Annotated in this window: 19 protein-coding genes, 1 pseudogene and 1 riboswitch; of the genes and pseudogenes, 14 read left to right on the plus strand and 6 right to left on the minus strand. The window is 74.6% G+C overall.

All coding sequences use genetic code 11. The features are described from left to right. Positions 1-138: 138 nt before the first annotated feature. Positions 139-1,170, minus strand: a complete 1,032-nt coding sequence (gene cobD, locus ACFE86_RS03140; protein ID WP_375453874.1) for a threonine-phosphate decarboxylase CobD — start codon at positions 1,168-1,170, stop codon at positions 139-141. Here cobD and cbiB point away from each other — a divergent pair. Next, entirely contained in the window at positions 1,147-2,142 is a 996-nt protein-coding gene (cbiB, locus tag ACFE86_RS03145) for an adenosylcobinamide-phosphate synthase CbiB (RefSeq protein WP_375453875.1), read from the plus strand. The two genes, cobD and cbiB, sit on opposite strands and share 24 nt — an antisense overlap. Before the next feature lie 14 nt (positions 2,143-2,156). Here the strand turns inward: cbiB and ACFE86_RS03150 are convergent, their stop codons facing one another. Both ACFE86_RS03150 and ACFE86_RS03155 read right to left on the minus strand, forming a co-directional pair. After that, the gene (locus ACFE86_RS03150; protein WP_375453876.1) at positions 2,157-3,515 is read right to left on the minus strand and encodes an MFS transporter; all 1,359 of its coding nucleotides are present in this window, start codon (positions 3,513-3,515) and stop codon (positions 2,157-2,159) included. Between the two features lie 119 nt (positions 3,516-3,634). After that, positions 3,635-5,095, minus strand: coding sequence for a cobyric acid synthase (locus ACFE86_RS03155; protein WP_375453877.1), 1,461 nt, complete (start codon positions 5,093-5,095; stop codon positions 3,635-3,637). A gap of 158 nt (positions 5,096-5,253) precedes the next feature. Between ACFE86_RS03155 and ACFE86_RS03160 the strand changes: the two genes are divergently transcribed. After that, complete coding sequence (locus tag ACFE86_RS03160; protein WP_375453878.1) at positions 5,254-5,724, plus strand: hypothetical protein; 471 nt, start codon at positions 5,254-5,256, stop codon at positions 5,722-5,724. Positions 5,725-5,761: 37 nt separating this feature from the next. Here ACFE86_RS03160 and cobO read toward each other — a convergent pair whose 3' ends face one another. Together cobO and cobU are read right to left on the minus strand one after the other, a co-directional pair. Further along, positions 5,762-6,379, minus strand: coding sequence for a cob(I)yrinic acid a,c-diamide adenosyltransferase (gene cobO / locus ACFE86_RS03165; protein WP_375453879.1), 618 nt, complete (start codon positions 6,377-6,379; stop codon positions 5,762-5,764). Further along, complete coding sequence (cobU, locus tag ACFE86_RS03170; RefSeq protein ID WP_375453880.1) at positions 6,376-6,903, minus strand: bifunctional adenosylcobinamide kinase/adenosylcobinamide-phosphate guanylyltransferase; 528 nt, start codon at positions 6,901-6,903, stop codon at positions 6,376-6,378. Before cobU ends, cobO begins: the two co-directional genes overlap by 4 nt. A gap of 65 nt (positions 6,904-6,968) precedes the next feature. Beyond that, a riboswitch (cobalamin riboswitch) is annotated at positions 6,969-7,158 on the plus strand. Between the two features lie 37 nt (positions 7,159-7,195). On the opposite strand from cobU, the gene ACFE86_RS03175 reads away from it, so the two are divergent. The 10 genes from ACFE86_RS03175 to cobJ are packed head-to-tail and all read left to right on the plus strand — an operon-like array spanning position 7,196 to position 17,274. Then, positions 7,196-7,372: a CbtB domain-containing protein gene (locus ACFE86_RS03175; RefSeq protein WP_375453909.1), complete on the plus strand. Its 177-nt coding sequence runs from the start codon at positions 7,196-7,198 to the stop codon at positions 7,370-7,372. Between the two features lie 22 nt (positions 7,373-7,394). Further along, the gene (locus tag ACFE86_RS03180; RefSeq protein ID WP_375453881.1) at positions 7,395-8,144 is read left to right on the plus strand and encodes a CbtA family protein; all 750 of its coding nucleotides are present in this window, start codon (positions 7,395-7,397) and stop codon (positions 8,142-8,144) included. Beyond that, positions 8,137-8,505: a DUF1636 family protein gene (locus ACFE86_RS03185; RefSeq protein ID WP_375453882.1), complete on the plus strand. Its 369-nt coding sequence runs from the start codon at positions 8,137-8,139 to the stop codon at positions 8,503-8,505. Before ACFE86_RS03180 ends, ACFE86_RS03185 begins: the two co-directional genes overlap by 8 nt. 19 nt (positions 8,506-8,524) lie before the next feature. Continuing rightward, complete coding sequence (gene cobW / locus ACFE86_RS03190) at positions 8,525-9,559, plus strand: cobalamin biosynthesis protein CobW (protein WP_375453883.1); 1,035 nt, start codon at positions 8,525-8,527, stop codon at positions 9,557-9,559. 56 nt (positions 9,560-9,615) lie between these two features. Next, on the plus strand, positions 9,616-10,224 hold the full coding sequence (locus tag ACFE86_RS03195; RefSeq protein ID WP_375453884.1) for a Uma2 family endonuclease: 609 nt from the start codon (positions 9,616-9,618) through the stop codon (positions 10,222-10,224). 4 nt (positions 10,225-10,228) lie between these two features. After that, positions 10,229-13,615, plus strand: a complete 3,387-nt coding sequence (cobN, locus tag ACFE86_RS03200; RefSeq protein ID WP_375453885.1) for a cobaltochelatase subunit CobN — start codon at positions 10,229-10,231, stop codon at positions 13,613-13,615. Beyond that, complete coding sequence (gene cobG, locus ACFE86_RS03205) at positions 13,612-15,099, plus strand: precorrin-3B synthase (protein ID WP_375453886.1); 1,488 nt, start codon at positions 13,612-13,614, stop codon at positions 15,097-15,099. The genes cobN and cobG overlap by 4 nt, the downstream gene beginning before the upstream one ends. Next, positions 15,096-15,728: a precorrin-8X methylmutase gene (locus tag ACFE86_RS03210; RefSeq protein WP_375453887.1), complete on the plus strand. Its 633-nt coding sequence runs from the start codon at positions 15,096-15,098 to the stop codon at positions 15,726-15,728. Before cobG ends, ACFE86_RS03210 begins: the two co-directional genes overlap by 4 nt. Next, positions 15,728-16,522 (plus strand): precorrin-2 C(20)-methyltransferase, encoded by a 795-nt coding sequence (locus ACFE86_RS03215; RefSeq protein ID WP_375453888.1) that lies wholly within the window; start codon positions 15,728-15,730, stop codon positions 16,520-16,522. The genes ACFE86_RS03210 and ACFE86_RS03215 overlap by 1 nt, the downstream gene beginning before the upstream one ends. After that, the gene (gene cobJ / locus ACFE86_RS03220) at positions 16,519-17,274 is read left to right on the plus strand and encodes a precorrin-3B C(17)-methyltransferase (protein ID WP_375453889.1); all 756 of its coding nucleotides are present in this window, start codon (positions 16,519-16,521) and stop codon (positions 17,272-17,274) included. The genes ACFE86_RS03215 and cobJ overlap by 4 nt, the downstream gene beginning before the upstream one ends. On the opposite strand, the gene ACFE86_RS03225 is transcribed toward cobJ, so the two are convergent. Then, positions 17,250-18,014, minus strand: coding sequence for a cobalt-precorrin-6A reductase (locus ACFE86_RS03225; protein WP_375453890.1), 765 nt, complete (start codon positions 18,012-18,014; stop codon positions 17,250-17,252). The genes cobJ and ACFE86_RS03225 overlap by 25 nt on opposite strands. Here ACFE86_RS03225 and cbiE point away from each other — a divergent pair. After that, entirely contained in the window at positions 18,013-19,257 is a 1,245-nt protein-coding gene (gene cbiE / locus ACFE86_RS03230; protein ID WP_375453891.1) for a precorrin-6y C5,15-methyltransferase (decarboxylating) subunit CbiE, read from the plus strand. The genes ACFE86_RS03225 and cbiE overlap by 2 nt on opposite strands. Beyond that, positions 19,236-19,637 (plus strand): annotated as a pseudogene (locus tag ACFE86_RS03235) (cobalamin biosynthesis protein); the annotation flags it as partial. The gene cbiE and the pseudogene ACFE86_RS03235, both read left to right, overlap by 22 nt. Positions 19,638-19,732 lie beyond the last annotated feature (95 nt).

The following is a 19,732-nucleotide window of genomic DNA, read 5'->3' on the forward strand; positions in this document are numbered from 1 at the left end:
AACGTGGTCGGGCACGGCTCTAAGCAGGCTTTCGTGGCTTCGCCTACGAATGCCTGCTTCGATCTCCTTGGTGACGCATCATTGTCTCGCGCGAACCGGCGGCCACTTCGCGCAATGGTGCTTAGCGGCCGGTCGCCGCTACCTGAGCACCCGCGACAGCCGGCACCATTCGGTGCGGTCGCCCGGCAGGCCGAAGCGCAGCCGCGACGGCGCCTCGGCAAACCGCCGGACATGGAGGCCGGCCGCGCCGAGGCGCCGGACCAAGCCGGGCGCGTCCGCGAAGTCGGCGGTGCGGAACAGGGCGGTGCCGCCGACGATCGTCCCGTGCGCCCGCCGGATCATCCGGTCGAGGCGCGCGGCGTCCGCCGCCCGCGCCACCGCCGCCGCGGCGCGCCACGGCGCGTCGTCGAGCGCCGCCCGGCCGATCGCGAGCGCGGGCCCCGAGACGGCCCAGGGCCCGAGCGCCGCCGCGATCCGCCTCGCGGTATCCGGCGCGGCCACCGCGAAGCCGAGCCGCAGGCCGGCCAGACCGTAGCTCTTGCCGAAGGAGCGCAGCACCACGATCCCCGGCGCCGGCCGCGGGCACAGGCTCTCCACCGGCTCGAAGTCGGCGAAGGCTTCGTCCACGACGAGCAGGCCGCCGCGGGCGCAGAGGGCGCCGGCCAGGGCGAGCAGAGCGGCGGCCGGCCACGTCCGGCCGTCGGGATTGTTCGGGTTGACAACCACCACGACGCGGGCGGCGCCGACCTCGGAGACGTCGGCCACGGTGGAGACCCGGTGGCCGGCCCGCGCCCAGGCGGCGGCGTGCTCGGCGTAGGTCGGCCCGACGACGGCCACCGCGGCCGGCGAAACCAGCCTCGGGATCGTCTCGATCAGCACCTGCGTGCCCGGCGCCGGCACGATGCGGCCGGGCTCGGCGCCGTAGGCCCGCCCGGCCGCCGCGCGCAGGGCCGCGTGGTCGGCCGTTGACGGCAGCCGCCGGAACAGGCTGGCCTCCGGCGGCGGGCAGGGATAGGGGACCGGGTTGATCCCGGTGGAGAGGTCGATCCACGGCTCCGGCGCCCCGGGAAACTCCTTTCGCGCCGCGTCGAGGTCGCCGCCATGGGCGATCGGCGCCGCGTCCAGCAGGTCGGCCACCCAAACGGAATGTCCTGGACCGCGCTCGCTCATCCGCCCGACACGCTCGCCCTCCTCGCCCTCGCCCTGGCGATCGAGGCGGGCGCCGGCTATCCCGACGCGCTCTACAGGGCGCTCGGCCACCCTGTCACCTGGATCGGCCGGCTGATCGCCGCCCTCGATCGTCGGCTGAACCGCGGCTTTCCGGCGGCGCGGCGGGCCGCGGGCGTCGTCGCGCTCGGCCTGCTGCTCGGCGTCGTCGGCATTGCGGCGCTCGGCCTGACGGCCGCCGCGGGCCTGGCCGGGCCCGTTGCCGGCATCGCCGTGCTGGCCGTGCTGGCGGCGAGCCTGCCGGCGCAGCGCAGCCTGCACCAGCACGTCGCCCGCGTCGCCGCCGGGCTGCGCGAGGACGGCCTGCCGGGTGGCCGCAGCGCGGTGGCGATGATCGTCGGGCGCGATCCGCAGACGCTCGACGAGGCCGGCATCTGCCGCGCCGCGATCGAGAGCCTGTCGGAGAATTTTTCCGACGGGATCGTGGCGCCCGCCTTCTGGATCGGGCTCGGCGGCCTGCCGGGCGGGGCGCTCTACAAGGCGATCAACACCGCCGACAGCATGGTCGGCCACCGCACGCCGCGGCACGAAGCCTTCGGCTGGGCCGCCGCGCGCCTGGACGACCTCGTGAACCTGCCGGCCTCGCGGCTGACGGCGCTGCTCATCGTCGCGGCCGCCGCTCGGCATCGCGGCGCCTCGCCGGCCGGGGCGTGGGAGGCCGTATGGCGCGATGCCCGCCGCCACCGCTCGCCCAATGCCGGCTGGCCGGAGGCGGCGATGGCCGGCGCCCTCGGCCTGCGGCTCGCCGGTCCGCGGGTCTATGACGGCGTGACGGTGCGCGACGCCTGGATGGGCGGGGGCCGCGCGGAGGCCGGCCCGGCCGACGTCGAGCGGGCGCTCGCCGTCTACCGCACCGCCTGCCTGCTGCTCTGGCTGCTCACCGCGGTAGCCGCGACGCTCCTCGCCCTCGTCTGACCGGGCACCCGTGCTCAGGCGTGGCGGGCGCCGTCCGGCGTCTGCGCGGTCCGGCGGCTCGCATCGCGCCGCAGGGCGCCGAGCACCACGAAGACGAGGCACGAGCCGACTACCAGGCAGGCCGAGAGGAAGACCATCGGCACGAGGTCGCTGCCGCTGCGGTCGCGGATCATCGGCACGGCGTTCTGCGCGACGAAGCCGCCGAGGTTGCCCACCGAGTTGATCGCCGCGATCCCGGCCGCGGCAGACGCGCCCTTGAGGAAGGTCGGCGGCAGCGACCAGAACACCGGCTGCGCCGAGAAGATGCCGGCCGCCGCCACGCACAGGCAGGCGAACTTGAGCGCCGAGCCCGGCACCACGACGCTTAGCGCCAGCGCGGCGGCGGCGACCAGCCCCGGCCCGACCACGTGCCAGGTCTGCTCGCCGGTGCGCGCGGAATGGCGCGGCACCCACCACAGGGCGAGGCCCGTCACGACCCAGGGGATGACGTTGATGAAGCCGTTGACGGTGTTGGTGACGCCGAAGCTCTTCACCACCGTGGGAAGCCAGTAGCTCAGGCCGTAGGCGCCGAGCGGGAACGCGACGTAGACGCCGGCGAGCATCCACACCCGCCGGTCGAGCAGCGCCGCGAACGGGTTGCCGTGCTCGACCTTGGCCCCGGTCTCGCGCTCGCGCCTCAAGGTGCCTGCGAGCCAATCGCGGCCGGCGCGGTCGAGCCACGGCGCCGTCTCCGGGCCGTCCGGCAGGACGCGCAGCACGACGATGGCGAGCACCAGCGCCGGCAGGCCGGTGCTGACGAACACCCATTGCCAGCCCTTCAGGCCGAGCGCGCCGTCGAGGTCGAGCAGCGCGCCGCCGATCGCCGCGCCGACGGCGTTGGCCGCCGCGCTCGCGATCATGAACCAGCCGATCATCGCCGCCCGGTGCTTCTGCGGGAACCACAGGGTGAGCACGAACAGCACGCCGGGGAAGAACCCGGCTTCCGCGACGCCGAGCAGGAAGCGCAGGACGTAGAACATCACCGTGTTCTGGGTGAAGCCGAGCAGCACGGTGATCAGGCCCCAGGTCGCCATGATCCGGGCAAACCACAGCCGTGCGCCGACCCGCTCCAGGATGACGTTGGCCGGCACCTCGCACAGGAAGTAGCCGAGGAAGAACAGCGACGCGCCGAGCCCGTAGACGCTCTCGCTCAAGCCCAGGTCGCCGACCATCTGCAGCTTGGCGTAGGAGATGTTCTGCCGGTCGATGTAGGCGATCAGGTACATCAGCCCGAGCAGCGGCATCAGCCGCCACGTCACCGTGGCGAGGGTGCTGCGGGCGAGCGCGTCGTCTACGGCGGGCGGATCGACGGGCGGCGTCTGGGTCGGCGTCATCGGGCGTTCCTCGCGTGCCGGCGGTCCTTCATGGAGGCCGCGCTTTGGTGCGAGACTAGGGCTGGACGGCGCGCCTGCCTACCGAACCGGGCGGACCGCACCGCCGCCGCCGCCGCGAATCAGCGCGCGAGCGCCAGCAGCCGGTCGCAATCGACGTGGCGTTCGAGGTGGGCGGCCAGCGCGTCGAGCACGCGCTCGATGCCGGCCTCGTAGGACGCGCCGTCGGAGGCCGCCCCGAGGCGCAGGAGCCAGGCCGCCCGCTGCCGGTCGTCGGCGAAAAGCCCGTGGACGTAGGTGCCGCAGACGCGCCCGTCCGCCGAGACCGCCCCGTCCGGCCGGCCATCGGCGAGCCGCAGCAGCGGCCGGGCCGCATCGGCGCCCGTGGTCTCGCCGACATGCATCTCGTAGCCGGTGAACGGAACGCCGTCGGCCGCGCTCGCGCCGGAGACCGCTTCGAGCCGCTTCAGCGGGGTCATCACCGTGTCGACGGCGAGCAGGCCGAGGCCGGGAACGGTGCGCGGTTCGCCCTCGATCCCGTGCGGGTCGGAGAGCGTCCGCCCCAGCATCTGGTAGCCGCCGCAGAGTCCGAGCACCCGGCCGCCGCGTCGGGTGTGCGCGCGGAGATCCACGTCCCAGCCCTGGGCGCGGAGGAAGGCGAGGTCGTCGATCGTGGTCTTGGAGCCCGGCAGCAGCACCAGCGCGGCATCGCCCGGGATCGGCTCTCCCGGCCGGACCAGCACCACCTCGACCGCGGGCTCGGCCCGCAGCGGATCGAGGTCGTCGAAATTGGCGATCCGCGGGAACACCGGCACGACGACCTTCCTGTGCGTCGGCGCCAGGGCCGCGGAGCCGACCAGGCCCAGGACGTCCTCCGCCGGCAGGCGACTCGCATCGGAAAAGTGCGGGATCAGGCCGAGGCTCGCCCAGCCGGTATGGCGCGCGATCAGATCCATGCCGTCGCAGAACAGGCTCGGATCGCCACGGAAGCGGTTGACCAGGAAGCCGACGATCATCGCCGCATCCTCGGGCGCGATCACCGCCTTCGTCCCCACGAGGCTGGCGATGACGCCGCCCCGGTCGATGTCGCCGAGCAGCACCACCGGCGTGTCCGTGGCGCGGGCGAACCCCATGTTGGCGATGTCGCCTTGGCGCAGGTTCACCTCCGAGGCCGAGCCCGCGCCCTCGACGACAACGAGATCGGCTTGCGACCGCAGGTGGTCGAAGCTCTCGATCACCGAGGCGAGGAGCCGCGGCTTCCAGGCCTGGTAGTCGCGCGCCTTGGCCGTGCCGACCATGCGGCCCTGCACCACCACCTGGGACCCGGTCTCGCTCTGCGGCTTGAGGAGCACCGGGTTCATGTGGACCGACAGCGCGACCCGGGCCGCGCGCGCCTGCAGCGCCTGCGCCCGCCCGATCTCGCCGCCATCCGCCGTGACGGCGGCGTTGTTGGACATGTTCTGCGGCTTGAACGGCCGCACGGTGAGCCCGCGATCGGCGAAGGCCCGGCACAGGCCGGCCACGATCAGCGACTTGCCGACGTCCGAGCCGGTTCCCTGGATCATGATGGCGCGGGCGGTCATGCGGGCGGCCGTGGCGGCAGGGGCCGTTCGCGTCCGCAACCCGGCGCGGGGAGAACGCTGCGGCCGATCCGGGGAAGCCGCCGGCGGATGGAGGGGAACGATAAGATGGCGTCGGCGATGTCGGTCATCGGGTCGATCCGCGCAGGGAGCCTGCCTCAATGCCGACACGGTACGCCGTCTTCGCCGACTACCATCAATTCTATCTCTGGGACCATGGGATCAGCCCGGACCCGCCCGTGGACTATAGCGAGGCCGACGTGGAGCGCCGCATCAAGGCGGCCGCTCACGTCGTCGTCATCCAGCCGGAGCGGAACATGGAGGTGCCGGTCGATGTCGAGATCATGGACGCCGCTCCGCCCCTGGCGCTGGACGCGTGGGACCACGTCGCGGAAGCCAGCCTCGATCTGCCCTCGGGGCGCATGGAGATTCACGAATGCACCGGCGGTTCGATCGCAATCCTTTCCGTGGCGCCCGGCTCGTACCGGGTGCGGGCCTGCTATGGCGGGCTCGGAACCCTGAGCGAGGACCGGCTCGACGGAGACGACCATTACCGCCTCACGCTCTGGCCGGCGCCATGGTCCGACATCGCGATACTCAAGCAGTACGACGGCTTGCCGGCGTCGCGCTGACGCGCTTCGGCAAGGCGCCTCGCGGCGCGATGCGGCATCAGAACTCGATCCCCACCTGCGCCTTCACGCCGGCCGAGAAGTGGTGCTTGACCACGTTCATCTCGGTGACGAGGTCGGCGGCCTCGATCAGGGCCGGCTTGGCGTTGCGGCCGGTGACGACGACGTGGAGGTCGGGCCGGCGCGCCCGGAAGGCCGCGACCACCGCGTCGAGGGGCAGGTAATCGTAGCGCAGCGCGATGTTGAGCTCGTCGAGGACGACGAGGCGGATGGTCGGGTCGGCCATCAGCTCCAGCGCCTTGGCCCAGGCGTGTTCGGCCGCGGCGATGTCGCGGGCCTTGTCCTGCGTCTCCCAGGTGAAGCCTTCGCCCAGCGTGTGCCAGGCGATGCGGTCGCCGAAGGTGCCGAGCGCGTGCTTCTCGCCGGTATCCCAGGCGCCCTTGATGAACTGCACCACGCCGACCCGCCAGCCATGGCCGAGGGCCCGCAGCATCAGGCCGAGTGCGGCCGTAGTCTTGCCCTTGCCGGGGCCGGTGTTGACGATGAGCAGGCCCTTCTCGATCGTCTTTTCCGCCACCTCGGCGTCCTGCACCGCCTTGCGCTTCCCCATTTTCTCGCGATGGCGCGCCGCGTCGTCGATCCCGGCCTCGTCCGTCATGGCGTCCCTTGTGGTTTGACGATCAGCGGCAGCCCGGCGACCACGAGCACGACGCGGTCGGCGTCGGCCGCCAGCCGCTGGTGCAGGCGCCCCGCCGCATCGCGAAAGCGGCGGGCGAGCGCGTTGTCGGGCACGATCCCCAGGCCGACCTCGTTCGAGACCAGGACCAGGGGGCCGCGCGCGTCCGCGCAGGCCGCGCACAACGCCTCGGTCGCGGCGTCGAGGTCGGCGTCGGCGAGCAGCAGGTTGGTGAGCCACAGGGTCAGGCAATCGACCAGCACCGGCCCGCCCGATTCGGCGATCGCCCCGGCCAGCGCGGTCGGCACGTCCCGCGTGATCCAGTTCGCGGGCCGCCGGGCGCGGTGGAGCGCGATGCGCGCCCGCATCTCGTCGTCCCAGGCCTGCGCCGTGGCGAGGTAGAGCCACGGGCCGGGCGCGGCCTCGACCAGCGATTCCGCGTAGGCGCTCTTGCCCGAGCGTGCGCCGCCGAGCACGAGGGTGGTCCGGGGCGCGGGGCTTCGCATCAGCCTCCCATGCCTCAACCCTTGCGCGCCCGTCAAAGCCTCCGTTGTGCCGAGGCCCCCGACAGGGTAAGGCTGGTGCCGACGGTGCCCCGGCAACGGGGTGAAAAGGGAATGCGGTGAGGGGAAACCCGATTCCGCGGCTGCCCCCGCAACTGTGAGCGGTTAGCTCCTGCCATCGCCACCGATACGGATCGGGAAGGCGGCAGGCGCGGCGATCCGCGAGCCAGGAGACCTGCCGTCCCCCGCGCTTTCTCGAACGCCGCCGGCGGGGCGGCCGGAGATGTTTTCGATGATGACCACGCAGACGCTCGCCCAATCCGGCACCCGCGCGAACGAAGGCGTCGCCGCCGCCGTTGTCGCGGCGCTGCTCGGCCTCGGCCTCGTGTTCCTGGCCGGCTTCGCGCCGGCCTCGGCGCTGCACAACGCGGCGCACGACTTCCGGCACACCCAGAACTTCCCGTGCCATTGACCGCCTGAACCCAGGCGCTCCCATGCTCATCCGGCTCCTGTCGGCGGCGCTGGCCGCCGGCTTCCTCGCGGCCGTGCTCGTGACGGGGCTCGAACTCGCGCTGACCTCGCCGCTGATCGTCGCGGCCGAGCGTTACGAGACGCACGCGGCGCCCGGCGCCGCGGCCTTCGCAATACCGCGCCCCGAGCGCCTGCCGATCGTGCTCGCCCACGCCCACGAAGGCGGCGGGCCGCATGCCGCCCCCGAATGGCAACCGGCCGAGGGCCTGCCGCGGATGCTGTTCACCGGGCTCGCGACGCTGGTCGGCGGGATCGGCTACGCGCTGCTGCTGGGCGCCGCGATGCTGGCGACCGGCCGCGAGCCGACGCCGGAACGCGGGCTGGCCTTCGCGGTGGCCGGCTTCCTCGCCGTGGCGCTGGCGCCGGCGCTCGGCCTGCCGCCGGAACTGCCCGGCAGCGAGGCCGCCCCGCTCGCCGCGCGGCAGGCGTGGTGGGTCATGACCGCGGCGGCGACCGCCATGGGCCTCTATCTCATCGCGATCCGCCGGGTGCCGGTGACGATCCTGGGCGGGATCGTGCTGATCGTCGCCCCGCACTTCGCCGGGGCACCGGAGGTGGCGGCGACCCCCTCCGAGCTGCCCGCCGGCCTCGCCGCGCAGTTCGCCGCACGCTCGCTCGCCATCGCCTTCGTGTTCTGGGCGGTGATCGGCCTCGCCTTCGGCCGCGCGTGGCGGATGTTCGCCCCCAAACCCGCGGTGGCCGCCCGTGGCTGAGACGGTCCTCTACGTCTGCACCACCTGCCGGATGGAGGGCGACGCCCCCGACGGTCCGCGTGCCGGCGCGCGCCTGTTCGACGCGCTCCGGCAATCCGCGAGGCCGGAGCACGTGCGGATCGAGCCGGTGGAATGCCTGTCCGTCTGCAAGCGCCCCTGCACCGTGGCGGTCGCGTCCGAGGACCGCTGGACCTACGTCTACGGCGACCTCGACCCGGCGGAGTCCGCCCGCATCATCCTCGACGGCGTCGGGCTCTACGCGGCCACGCCGGACGGGATCGTGCCGTGGAAGGAGCGTCCGCAGGAATTCCGCAAGGGCGTCGTCGCCCGCATCCCGCCCTTCCCGCCGCGCGCGGCCTGAGCCTCCGGCGAGAGCACCCATGAGCATCGTGTCGAAAATCCCCTGCACCATCGTCACCGGCTTCCTCGGCGCGGGCAAGACCACGCTGGTGCGCCACCTGATCGAGAACGCCGGCGGCCGGCGGCTCGCGATCCTGGTCAACGAGTTCGGCGACGTCGGCTTCGACAAGTCGTTCCTGGCCGCCTGCGGCGTCGAGGGCTGCACCGAGGATTCGATCGTCGAGCTGCCGAACGGCTGCATCTGCTGCACGGTCGCCGACGACTTCGTGCCGGCGATGACCGCCCTCCTCGACCGGCCGAACCCGCCCGAGCACATCCTGATCGAGACCTCCGGCCTCGCCCTGCCCAAACCCCTGGTGCAGGCGTTCCAGTGGCCGGCGATCCGCGCGCGGGTGACCGTCGACGGCGTCGTCGCGGTGGTCGACGGACCGGCGGTTGCGTCCGGCGCCTTTGCCGAGGACCCGGAGGCGCTGGCGAACCAGCGCGCGGCCGACGGCGCCGTCGATCACGACAACCCGCTGGAGGAAGTGTTCGAGGACCAGCTCCTCTGCGCCGACCTCGTGGTGCTGAACAAGGCCGACCTGCTCGACGCCGCCGCCCTCGCGAGCGTGCGCGCCGAGGTCGAGCGCCAGCTTCCCCGCGCCGTGAAGGTCGTCGAGACCGCCCACGGCCGGATCGACCCGCGGGTGCTGCTCGGCCTCGGGGCGGCGGCCGAGGACGACCTCGATGCGCGCCCCTCCCATCACGGCGCGGGCGAGGATCACGACCACGACGATTTCGAGACCGTGGCGCTGCCCGTCCGGACGGCCGTCACCGCCGGCGACCTCGCCGCGCGCGTCGAGAAGGCTGCGGCGACCGAAGGCGTGTTGCGGATCAAGGGCTTCTGCGCCGTCGAGGGCAAGCCGATGCGCCTCGTGGTCCAGGGCGTCGGCCGGCGCATCAGCCACCATTTCGACCGGCCCTGGACCGCGTCCGAGCGGCGCGACGGCACGCTGGTGGTGATCGGGCTGAAGGGCTTCGACCAGGGCGCCGTCGCCGCGGCGCTTGCCGGTTGAGGGTGTTGGTGATCGCGCACGCCACGTGTCGCGCCGTTTCAACGAACGTTGTCAGGATGCTCGAGCGCAAACCGCACCCGATGAGCGTGGACGCCTTCTTCGCTTGGCAGGACGCCCAGGCGGAGCGGTACGAGCTCGTCGCCGGCGTGCCGGTTCGCATGATGGCGGGCGCCCGGAACGTCCACGACGACATCGTCGTCAACGTCCTCGCTCTGCTTCGCGCCGCACTCCGCGGCACCGGTTGCCGCCCCTTCACGGGGGACGGCAGCGTCGAAACGCTGCCGGAGCAGATCCGCCGCCCGGACGTCGGCGTGGATTGCGGACCGCGCGATCCGGATGCGCTGAAGGCGGCCGAGCCGCGCGTGGTGGTAGAGGTGCTGTCCCCGAGCACCCGCGACTTCGACGCCTTCGAGAAGGTCGCGGAATACCGGACACTGCGGACCCTCGACCATATCCTCCTGATCGAGCCGAACGCGGCCGAGATCCGGCTGTGGTCGCGCGACGCGGACCGGACCTGGGTGGAGGCGCGCATCCTCGGCCTCGACGGACTCGTCGCGCTCACCGCCCTCGGCATCGCCCTGCCGGCATCCGAGATCTACGACGGCGTGACGTTTCCCGCCCGCCCGCGTCTCGTCGCCGACGGGCCCGGCGCTCCGGGGGCCTGACGCGATGCACCTGATCCGCATCGATACGGTGAGCCTCGACGACGGCGAGGCGGCGGTCGACCTCGGGCAGCAGCCCGGCGATATCGTGTTCCTGTCGTTCACCGATTCGGACCTGCTCGGCATGGCCGACGCGCATGCGCGCTGCGGCCCTGCGTTCCCGTCGCTTCGCCTCGCCAAGCTGTCGCGCCTGCGCCACCCGATGTCGGTCGATCTCTACGTCGAGACGGTCGTGTCGCGGGCCAGGATCGTGGTGATCCGCTGCCTCGGCGGCCTCGATTACTGGCGCTACGGGGTGGAACGCTGCGCGGCGGCCGCGCGCGCCGCCGGCATCAGGCTCGTGGTGCTGCCCGGCTGCGACCGGCCCGATGCGCGGCTCGTCGCCTACGCCACCGCGCCCGACCTCGTGCCGGTGCTCGACGGCTATTTTCGCGCCGGCGGCCCGGACAACCTGCGCCGCATGCTCGGCCGGCTCGCCGCCGAGATCGGGGTCTCGTCCGTCGTCGAGCCGCCCGAGCCGCTGCCCCGCGGCTTTCCCTGGTGCCCCGGATGCGGGCCGCTGGACCTCGACACCGCGCTCGCGGCCGGCGCATCGCCGCTCGGCCTCGGGCCGGCTACGCAGGATCGTCCCTCCGCCGACGGTCCGAGGCCGCATGCGCTGATCCTCGTCTACCGCTCGGCGGCGCTCGGCGGCGACGGCGGGCCGGCCAACGCCCTCGCGATGGCGTTGCGCGCGCGCGGCGTCGGCAGCCTCACGCTCGCCGTATCGAGTCTGAAGGACCCGGAGGCGGTCGCCGCCGTCCGCGCCGCCATCGCCGCCCGGCGCCCGGACCTGATCATCGCCGCCACCGCCTTCTCGGCGCGCGAGGATGCCGGCTTCGTCCTCGACGGCGCCGGTTGCCCGGTGATCCAGGCCTTCACGGTCGGAAGCCCGAAGGCGGCCTGGGCCGCGTCGGCGCGGGGCATGAGCGCGGCGGACCTGGCGATGCAGGTCGCCCTGCCGGAATTTGACGGCCGGCTCTCCGGTTTCCCGATCTCGTTCAAGGAGGAGGCCGCGGAGACCGAGGGGTATGCCGAGCGCCGCGCGATCGCCTACGCGCCCGGCATCGCGGCGCTGGCCGACCGCGCCGCCGCGTGGCTGCGGCTGGCCGCCACGCCGCGTGAGCGGCGCAGGCTCGCGCTCGTGCTGTCCGACTATCCCGCCCGCGGGGGGCGCGCCGGCTTAGCCGTCGGCCTCGACACGCCCGAGAGCGCCCGCGCCATCGTCTCCGACCTCGCCGCTGCGGGCTACGCCGCCGGCGCGCTGCCGGATGCCGCCGCACTGATGCGGGCGCTGACCGAGGGTGAGCCGGCGTTTTCGGTGACGCTTGACGCCTATTGCGTGTGGCTCGCGACCCTGCCCGAGGCATCGCGCACCGCCCTGACCGAGCGGTGGGGCGAGCCCGCGGCCGATCCGGCCTGCACGGACGGTGCCTTTCGCTTCCGGATGGCCGCCGCCCACCACGACGCGCCCCCTTCCCCCTCTGCGGGGGAGGAAGGGAAGCTCGCCGTCTTCCTCCAGCCCGACCGCGGCCGCGCCAGGGACCGCAAGGCCGGCTATCACGACCCCGACGCGCCGCCGACCCATGCCTACCTCGCGTTCCACCTCGGCCTGCGCACGCGGTTCGACGCGCTGGTCCATCTCGGCACGCACGGCACCACCGAGTGGCTGCCGGGCAAGGCCGTGGCGCTCTCGCCCGATTGCTGGCCGGCGCTGGCCGTCGGCGCGCTGCCGGTGATCTATCCGTTCATCGTCGACGATCCGGGCGAGGCCGCGCCGCTCAAGCGTCGCCTCGGCGGGATCGCGCTCGGCCACCTCACGCCGCCGGTCGAGACCGGCGGCCTCGATCCGGAGGCGGCGCGGCTGCGCGAACGCGTGGAGGAATATGCCTCCGCCAGCGTGCTCGATCCGCGCCGCGCCGCGCTGATCGCCCGCGCCATCCTCGACGACGCCGAGGCCGCCGGCCTGCTGGCTGCGGCCGGCATCACCGCCGACACGGCGATGGCCGACGCGCTGGCGGCGCTGGACGCGCATCTGTGCGACCTCGGCGAGACCGCGTTCCGCGACGGGCTCCACGTCTTCGGGCGCGCGCCAGCCGATGCCTCGGTGGCGGTGACCGCGAGCGCGGCCTGCGAGCGCGCCGGCCTGCTTGCTGGGCTGGACGGCCGCTTCGTGCCCCCGGGGCCGGCCGGCTCGCCCTCGCGCGGGCGCACCGACGTGATGCCCACCGGCCGCAACCTCACGACGCTGGACCCGCGCGCGTTGCCGACGCGGGCCGCGGCACAGCTCGGCGAGACGGCCGCCGCCGCGATCGTGCGCCGCCACCTGCAGGACGAGGGCGAATACCCCGCCCGCCTCGTCATGGACCTCTGGGCCTCGCCGACGCTGCGCACCGGCGGCGAGGACGTGGCGCACGCGCTGGCGCTGATGGGCGTGCGCCCGACCTGGGACCACGCCTCGACGCGCGTCACCGGCTTCGAGGTGCTGCCGCTGGCGCTCCTCGACCGGCCGCGCATCGACGTGACCTGCCGCGTCTCCGGCGCGTTCCGCGACACGTTCCCCGACACCCTGGCGCTCCTCGACCGCGCCGCCCGCGCCGTCGCCCTGCGCGAGGAGGACGACGACGAGAACCCGCTCGCCGCCGCCCGCCGCCGCGGCGAGGGACAGGCGCGCATCTACGGCGCGGCACCTGGCCGCTACGGCGCCGGCACCGCCGGGACGGCGCTTGACGGCGCCTGGGCGGATCGCGACGACCTCGGCCGCGCCTACCTCGCCGCGAGCGGCCACGCCTACGGCGATACGGAGGGCGCCGATGCGGGCTTTGCCGCGCGGGTCGCGCAGGCCGACGCCTACCTCCACGCCTTCGACGTGGCCGAGCGCGACCTGTTCGACGGCGATGCCGCGGTCGACGCGATGGGCGGCTTCGCCGCCGCCGCCGCGCTCGGCGGCGGGACGCCGGCGCTCTACAGCCTCGACGTGTCGAACCCCGAGACGCCGAAGGCGCGCACGGCCCGCGAGGACGCCGCCCGGCTGGTGCGCGCACGGCTCGCCGACCCGCGCTGGATCGCCGGACAGCTCCGGCACGGGTATCGCGGCGCGCAGGAGCTGGCGCAGGGCCTCGACGCGGTGTTCGTGCTCGCCGCTACCACCGACGCGGTGACGGATGCCGATTTCGACCGGCTCTACGGCGCCTGGATCGCCGACGGCGACACCTTCGAGACGCTGCGCGCGGCCAACCCGGCGGCGACCCGCGCGATCCTGGAGCGGTTCGACGAGGCCCGGGCCCGCGGCCTGTGGACGACCCGCCGCAACGCGATGCCCGCCGACGAACTCATGCCGCAGGCGGCCGAATGAGCGGTTCGCGCCGCATCCCTCCGGACGCGCCCGCCCGCCGCGGCTGGTGCCCGGGCCTCGCACGCCCGATGCCGACGGGCGACGGGCTGCTCGCCCGCATCCACCCGCCGCTCGGCATCCTGTCGCTCGCCCAGCTTCGTGCCGTGGCGGATGCGGCGCGCCGCTTCGGCAACGCCCACGTCGACGTCACCGCCCGCGCCAACCTCCAGATCCGCGGCGTGACGGAAGCGACCCGCGCCGGCCTCGCCGCCGCGCTGGAACGCGTCGGCCTGGGCGACGCCCGCGCCGACGGCGGTCCGCAGCGCCTGACGCTGACCTCTCCGCGCGCCGGCCTGTCGCCGGCCTTCCTCGACCTGCCGGGGCTCGCCCGGTCGATCGAGGCGCAGGGCCGCGCGATCCCGAACCTCCCGCCCAAGACCCTGGTGTTGATCGAGGGCGGCGGCGCCACCGGCCTGCCGGGGATCGCCGCCGACCTCCACGTGAGGGCGACGGCATCCGGCCGCGCCGCCATCGGCCTCGGCGGCGACGACGGCATCGCCTGGGTCGCGGAGTGCGGCGAGCGCGAGGTCGCCGGTTCGGTCGCGGCGCTGCTGCGCGCTTTTGCCGGGACCGGCCGGCGCCGCGTCCGCGACCTTGCGCCGGCCGAACGCGCGGCGCTGCTTCAGCCACGCGCCGGCGTCGACGGATGCGCGCGCAGGCTCCCTCTCCCAGGGGAAGAGGGACAGGGTGAGGGGCGTGCGGCCTCCGGGGATGGCGCAGGGACAGCAGCGCCGTCCGCCGTTCGGACAAGGAGCTCCGCAACTCCGGCGGTGACGGAGACCGGTGCGTCGCAGGAACCGCAAGGCCGTTCCTTGATGCCTGCGGACGACACCCTTCTCGAACTCGAAGCGCCGTTCGGCCGCTGCACGGCGGACATGCTCGTCCGGCTTGCCGAGGCCGGCGCCGCCCTCGGCGCCGCCGATATCCGCCTCTCGCCGGCCCGCGGCTTCGTGCTGCACGCGCAGGATTCCCGCCCGGATCGGCGCGCCGAGCTTCTCGCCGGCCTCACGGCGGCGGGCTTCGTCACCGCGCCCGACGATCCGCGCCGCGCCGTCGCCGCCTGCCCCGGCGCGCCGGCCTGCGGCTCTGGCTCGACGCCGACCGGCGCCGACGCCGCCCGGCTCGCCGCGGCGTTCCGGCCGCTGGCGGCGCGCGGGCTCACCGCCCACGTCTCCGGCTGCGCCAAGGGCTGCGCCCATCCCGGGCGGGCCGACCTGACGCTGGTCGGCCGGGGCGGTCGCTACGGCGTCGTCCTCGACGGGATGCCCGGCGATGCGCCGGCATGGGAACTGACTTTCGAGGCGGCGCTGGAGCGGGTATGGAGGGCGAACTCCAGCACGCTGGCCGAGGCTTTCGACATCCAGGCGGCCGGCCTTCAAGCCTTCGCCTCTCCATCCTTCGGCGGCGACGCCCGCGCCGGACCAGCCCTCGGGACCCCGCCATGAGCGCCCGCCACGAGTACCTGCGCGACGGCGGCGCGATCTACGCCCGGTCCTTCGCGATGATCCGCGCGGAAGCCGACCTCGCCCGCTGGTCGGGGGCGGCCGAGCGCGTGGTCGTGCGCATGATCCACGCCTGCGGCATGACCGACCTGCCGGCCGACGTCGAGATGTCGGACGGCTTCGCCGAGGCCGGCGAGGCGGCGCTGCGGGCCGGCGCGCCGATCCTCTGCGACGTGCGCATGGTCGCCGACGGCTGCACCCGCGCGCGCCTGCCCGCCGGCAACCGCGTGATCTGCACCCTGACCGACCCGCGCGTGCCGGAGATGGCAGCCGCGATGGGCACCACGCGCTCGGCGGCCGCGATGGAACTGTGGCGCGCGCACCTGCCCGGCAGCGTCGTCGCGGTCGGCAACGCGCCGACCGCTCTGTTCCGCCTGCTCGAACTGCTCGACGAGGGCGTCGCGCCGCCGGCCGTGGTGATCGGCATCCCCGTCGGTTTCATCGGTGCCGCCGAATCGAAGGCGGCGCTCGTCCACGACGGGCGGGTGCCCTTCGTCGTGGTCCACGGCCGCCGCGGCGGAAGCGCGATGGCGGCGGCCGCCGTCAACGCGCTCGCCAACGAGATCGAGTGATGGCGTCCGGCGGGCCGCGTTTCCCCGAGGACCCCGGCGCGGGCGCGGCCAAGCCGGTCTCGACCGCGACCGGCACGCTCTACGGCGTCGGCATGGGTCCGGGCGATCCGGACTACCTGACGGTGCGTGCCGTGCGGGTGCTGGAGCGGGCGCCGGTCCTGGTCCACTTCTGCAAGAAGGGCCGGCGCGGCAACGCGCGGACCATCGCCGACGCGGTGCTGGCGCCGGACGCCGCGCGCGAATTGCCGCTGGCCTACCCCTACACCACCGAACTGCACCCCGATCACCCCGACTACGTCGTGGCCTTGTCCGCCTTCTACGATGACGCGGCCGGGCGGCTCGCCGACCATCTCGGGGCGGGGCGCGACGTCGCGATCCTGTCGGAGGGCGACCCGTTCTTCTACGGCTCGTTCATGCACCTGTGGCGGCGCCTCAAGGACCGCTTCCCCGTGGAGGTTGTGCCCGGCGTCACCGGCATGTCCGGCTGCTGGACCCGGGCCGGCACGCCGATCACCTGGGGCGACGACGTGCTGACGGTCCTGCCCGCCACGCTCCCCGCGGCGGATCTGGCGGCGCGCCTCGCGCACACCGACGCGGCGGTGATCATGAAGCTCGGCCGCCACCTGCCGAAGGTGCGGGCCGCTCTGGAGGAAGCCGGGCTCCTCGGTCGCGCGGTCTATGTCGAGCGCGGCACCATGGCCGGCGAGCGCGTGGTGGCCCTGGCCGACAAGCCCGACGACGCGGCGCCCTACTTCTCGATGGTGCTGGTGCCGGGCGAGGGCCGCAGGCCGTGAGCGGGAATTTGGCGGTCATCGGTCTCGGTCCGGGCGATGCCGGCCTGCTCACGGCCTCGGCGCGCGCCGCGCTCGATGCGGCCGAGGACCTGATCGGCTATCACCCCTACGTCGCCCGCGTGCCCGACCGGCCGGGCCTGACGCGGCACGCCAGCGACAACCGCGTCGAGATCGACCGCGCCCGCTTCGCCCTCGAACGCGCCGCGTCCGGGCGGCGCGTCGCCGTTGTCTCAGGGGGCGACCCCGGCGTGTTCGCCATGGCGGCGGCCGTGTTCGAGGCGGTGGAGCGGGGCGAGCCGTCCTGGCGTGGGCTCACCATCACCGTCGAGCCGGGCATCACCGCGATGCTGGCCGCCGCCGCTCGCCTCGGCGCGCCGCTCGGCGGCGATTTCTGCGCGCTCTCGCTGTCCGACAACCTGAAGCCGTGGGACGTGATCACCGCCCGGCTGGAGGCAGTGCTGCGCGCCGACTTCGTGGTGTCGCTCTACAACCCGATCTCCTCGGCGCGGCCGTGGCAGCTCGGCAGGGCGCTCGGGATCGCCGCAGCGATCCGCGCGCCCACGACGCCGGTGGTCTTCGCCCGCGCGGTGACGCGGCCCGACGAGGCGATCCGCGTGACGACGCTGGCCGAGGCGCAGGACGTGGCCGCCGACATGGCGACGCTGGTGATCATCGGCGCCTCCACGACGCGGCTGATCCCGCGCGGGGCCGGCGAGCGGCCGTTCGTCTACACGCCGCGAAGCGTCGCATGACCCCGGCCGGCGGCAAGAACCCGCTCCAGCGCCGCGGCGGCGTCGGCGACCGAGGCGACCTCCGGCTTCCAGGGCCGGCGCACGATCACCACCGGGATGCCGAGCGCCCGCGCGGCGGCGACCTTGCCGTAGGTGGCGGCCCCGCCGGCGTTCTTCGTGACGAGGACTGCGATGCCGGCCGCGCGCATCAGGGCTTCTTCGGCGGCCGCGTCGAACGGGCCGCGCGCGCGGATCGCGGCGAGCCGCGGCACCGGCAGGGCGTCCCCGAGGGGCTCGATCGTGCGGACCACGTAGTCGTGCTGCGGCGCGGCCGCGAAGGCCGCGACCTCCATCCGGCCGACCGTGAGGAAGACCTTTCTCGGAGCCTCGCCGAGGGCGCCGACGCAGGCGGCGACCGTGTCGACCTCGGTCCAGGCGTCGCCTGGCTGCATGGCCCAGGCCGGCCGGCGGATCGCCAGCAGCGGCACGCCGGCCGCGGCCGCGGCCTCGGCGGCGTTGCGGCCGATGCGGGCGGCGAAGGGATGCGTGGCATCGACGAGTTGGTCGATGGCCCGATCGCGCAGGTATCGCGCGAGCCCCTCGGCCCCGCCGAAGCCGCCGATGCGGGTCGGGACGGGCTCGGCGGCCGGCGCGGCGGTGCGGCCGGCCAGCGACAGCGTGACGTGGAAACCGGGATGGGGGCCGAGGCCGCGGACGAGGGCGCCCGCCTCGCTCGTGCCCCCGAGGACGAGGATGCGCATGGCCGCCTTGTCCGACGCGCCTGAACCGCTGTCGAGCGGCAAAGCCTGGCTCGCGATCGTCGGGATCGGCGAGGACGGGCGGGACGGGCTCTCGCCCGCCGCGCGGGCGGCGCTCGACGGCGCCCGGGTCGTCTATGGCGGCCGGCGCCACCTCGCGCTCGCCGCGCCGCTCGATGCGGAGGCGCGGCCGTGGCCGAGCCCGATCTCAGCGGCCTACGCGGACATCCTCGCCCTGCGCGGCCGGCCGACCTGCCTGCTCGCCACCGGCGATCCGTTCCACTACGGCATCGGCGCCGAAATCGCCCGGCTGGTGCCGGCCGCCGAGATCCGCGCCTTCCCCCAGCCCTCCGCCTTCAGCCTCGCCTGCGCGCGGCTCGGATGGCCGCTCGCCGAGTGCGCCTGCCTCACGCTGCACGGGCGCGCGCTCGCGGGGCTGGTGCCGCACCTGCAGCCGGGCGCGCGCCTCCTCGTCCTGTCCTGGGACGGCGCAACGCCGGCGATGATCGCCGCGCTGCTGACCGAGCGCGGCTTCGGGGCGTCGCCGATCAGCGTGTGCGAGGCGATGGGCGGCCCGAGCGAGGTCCTGCGCACCGCGGTGGCGCAGGACTTCGACCTGCCCGGCATCGCCGCCCTGAACACGGTCGCGATCACCGTGGCCGGCGGCCCGGAGGCCCGCGCGATCGGGCTCGCGCCCGGCCTCGACGACGCATGGTTCGAGAACGACGGGCAACTCACCAAGGCCGAGGTCCGCGCCGTGACGCTTGCCGCCCTGCGGCCGCTTGCCGGGCAGCGCCTGTGGGACGTCGGCGCCGGCGCGGGCTCCGTCGGGATCGAGTGGATGCTGCGCCACCCCGCCATGACGGCGATCGCGATCGAGGCGGACCCGGCGCGCGCCGGGCGGATCGCTCGCAACGCGCAAACCCTCGGCGTCCCGGGGCTGACGGTCGTCCAGGGCGCGGCGCCGGCGGTGCTCGCCGGCCTGCCGGCGCCGGACGCGATCTTCGTCGGCGGCGGGCTCTCGGCGCCCGGCGTGCTGCCGGCGGTGCTCGCCGCGCTGGCGGGCGGCGGTCGGATCGTCGCCAACGCGGTGACGCTCGAGGGCGAGGCGGTCCTGCTCGCCGCCTTCAGCGAACGCGGCGGCACGCTCCGGCGCCTGTCGATCGCCCGCGCCGACCCGGTCGGCAGCCTGCACGGCTGGCGGAGCGCGATGCCGGTGACGCAATGGGCGTGGACCAAGCCGTGAGTGGTGCAGAATCCCGACTCGTCGCCGGTCTCGGCTTCCGGCGTGGCGCGCAGGCCGCGGATATCGTCGCGCTGATCGGCCGGGCACTCGCGGCGGCCGGCCTCGGCGACCGGCTCGTGGCGATCGCCACCGCCGCCGACCGGGCGGCGGAGCCGGCGATCCGGGAGGCGGCGGCCGCCTTCGGCCTCGTGCCCCTGGCGCTGGATGCCGATGCGCTCGTCCGCGCCGACCATCGGGTGCCGACGCGCTCGGTACGCATCGAGCGCCTGCGGGGTGTCGGCTCGCTGGCCGAGGCGGCAGCCCTGGCGGCGGCGGGCGAGGCCGGGCACCTGGCGCTCGCCCGCATCGTCGGCCCGGGCGCGACCTGTGCGCTGGCGGTGATCCGTCCGTCCACGCTGGCAAGCGATGGGGCGGTGAAGACGCCGCGCGGCCTCGGCGAGGTCGGGTGGACCGGGGAAGGCGCCGCGCGGCTCCT

The sequence above is a fragment of the uncultured Methylobacterium sp. genome (assembly GCF_964244095.1).
Classification (GTDB): domain Bacteria; phylum Pseudomonadota; class Alphaproteobacteria; order Rhizobiales; family Beijerinckiaceae; genus Methylobacterium.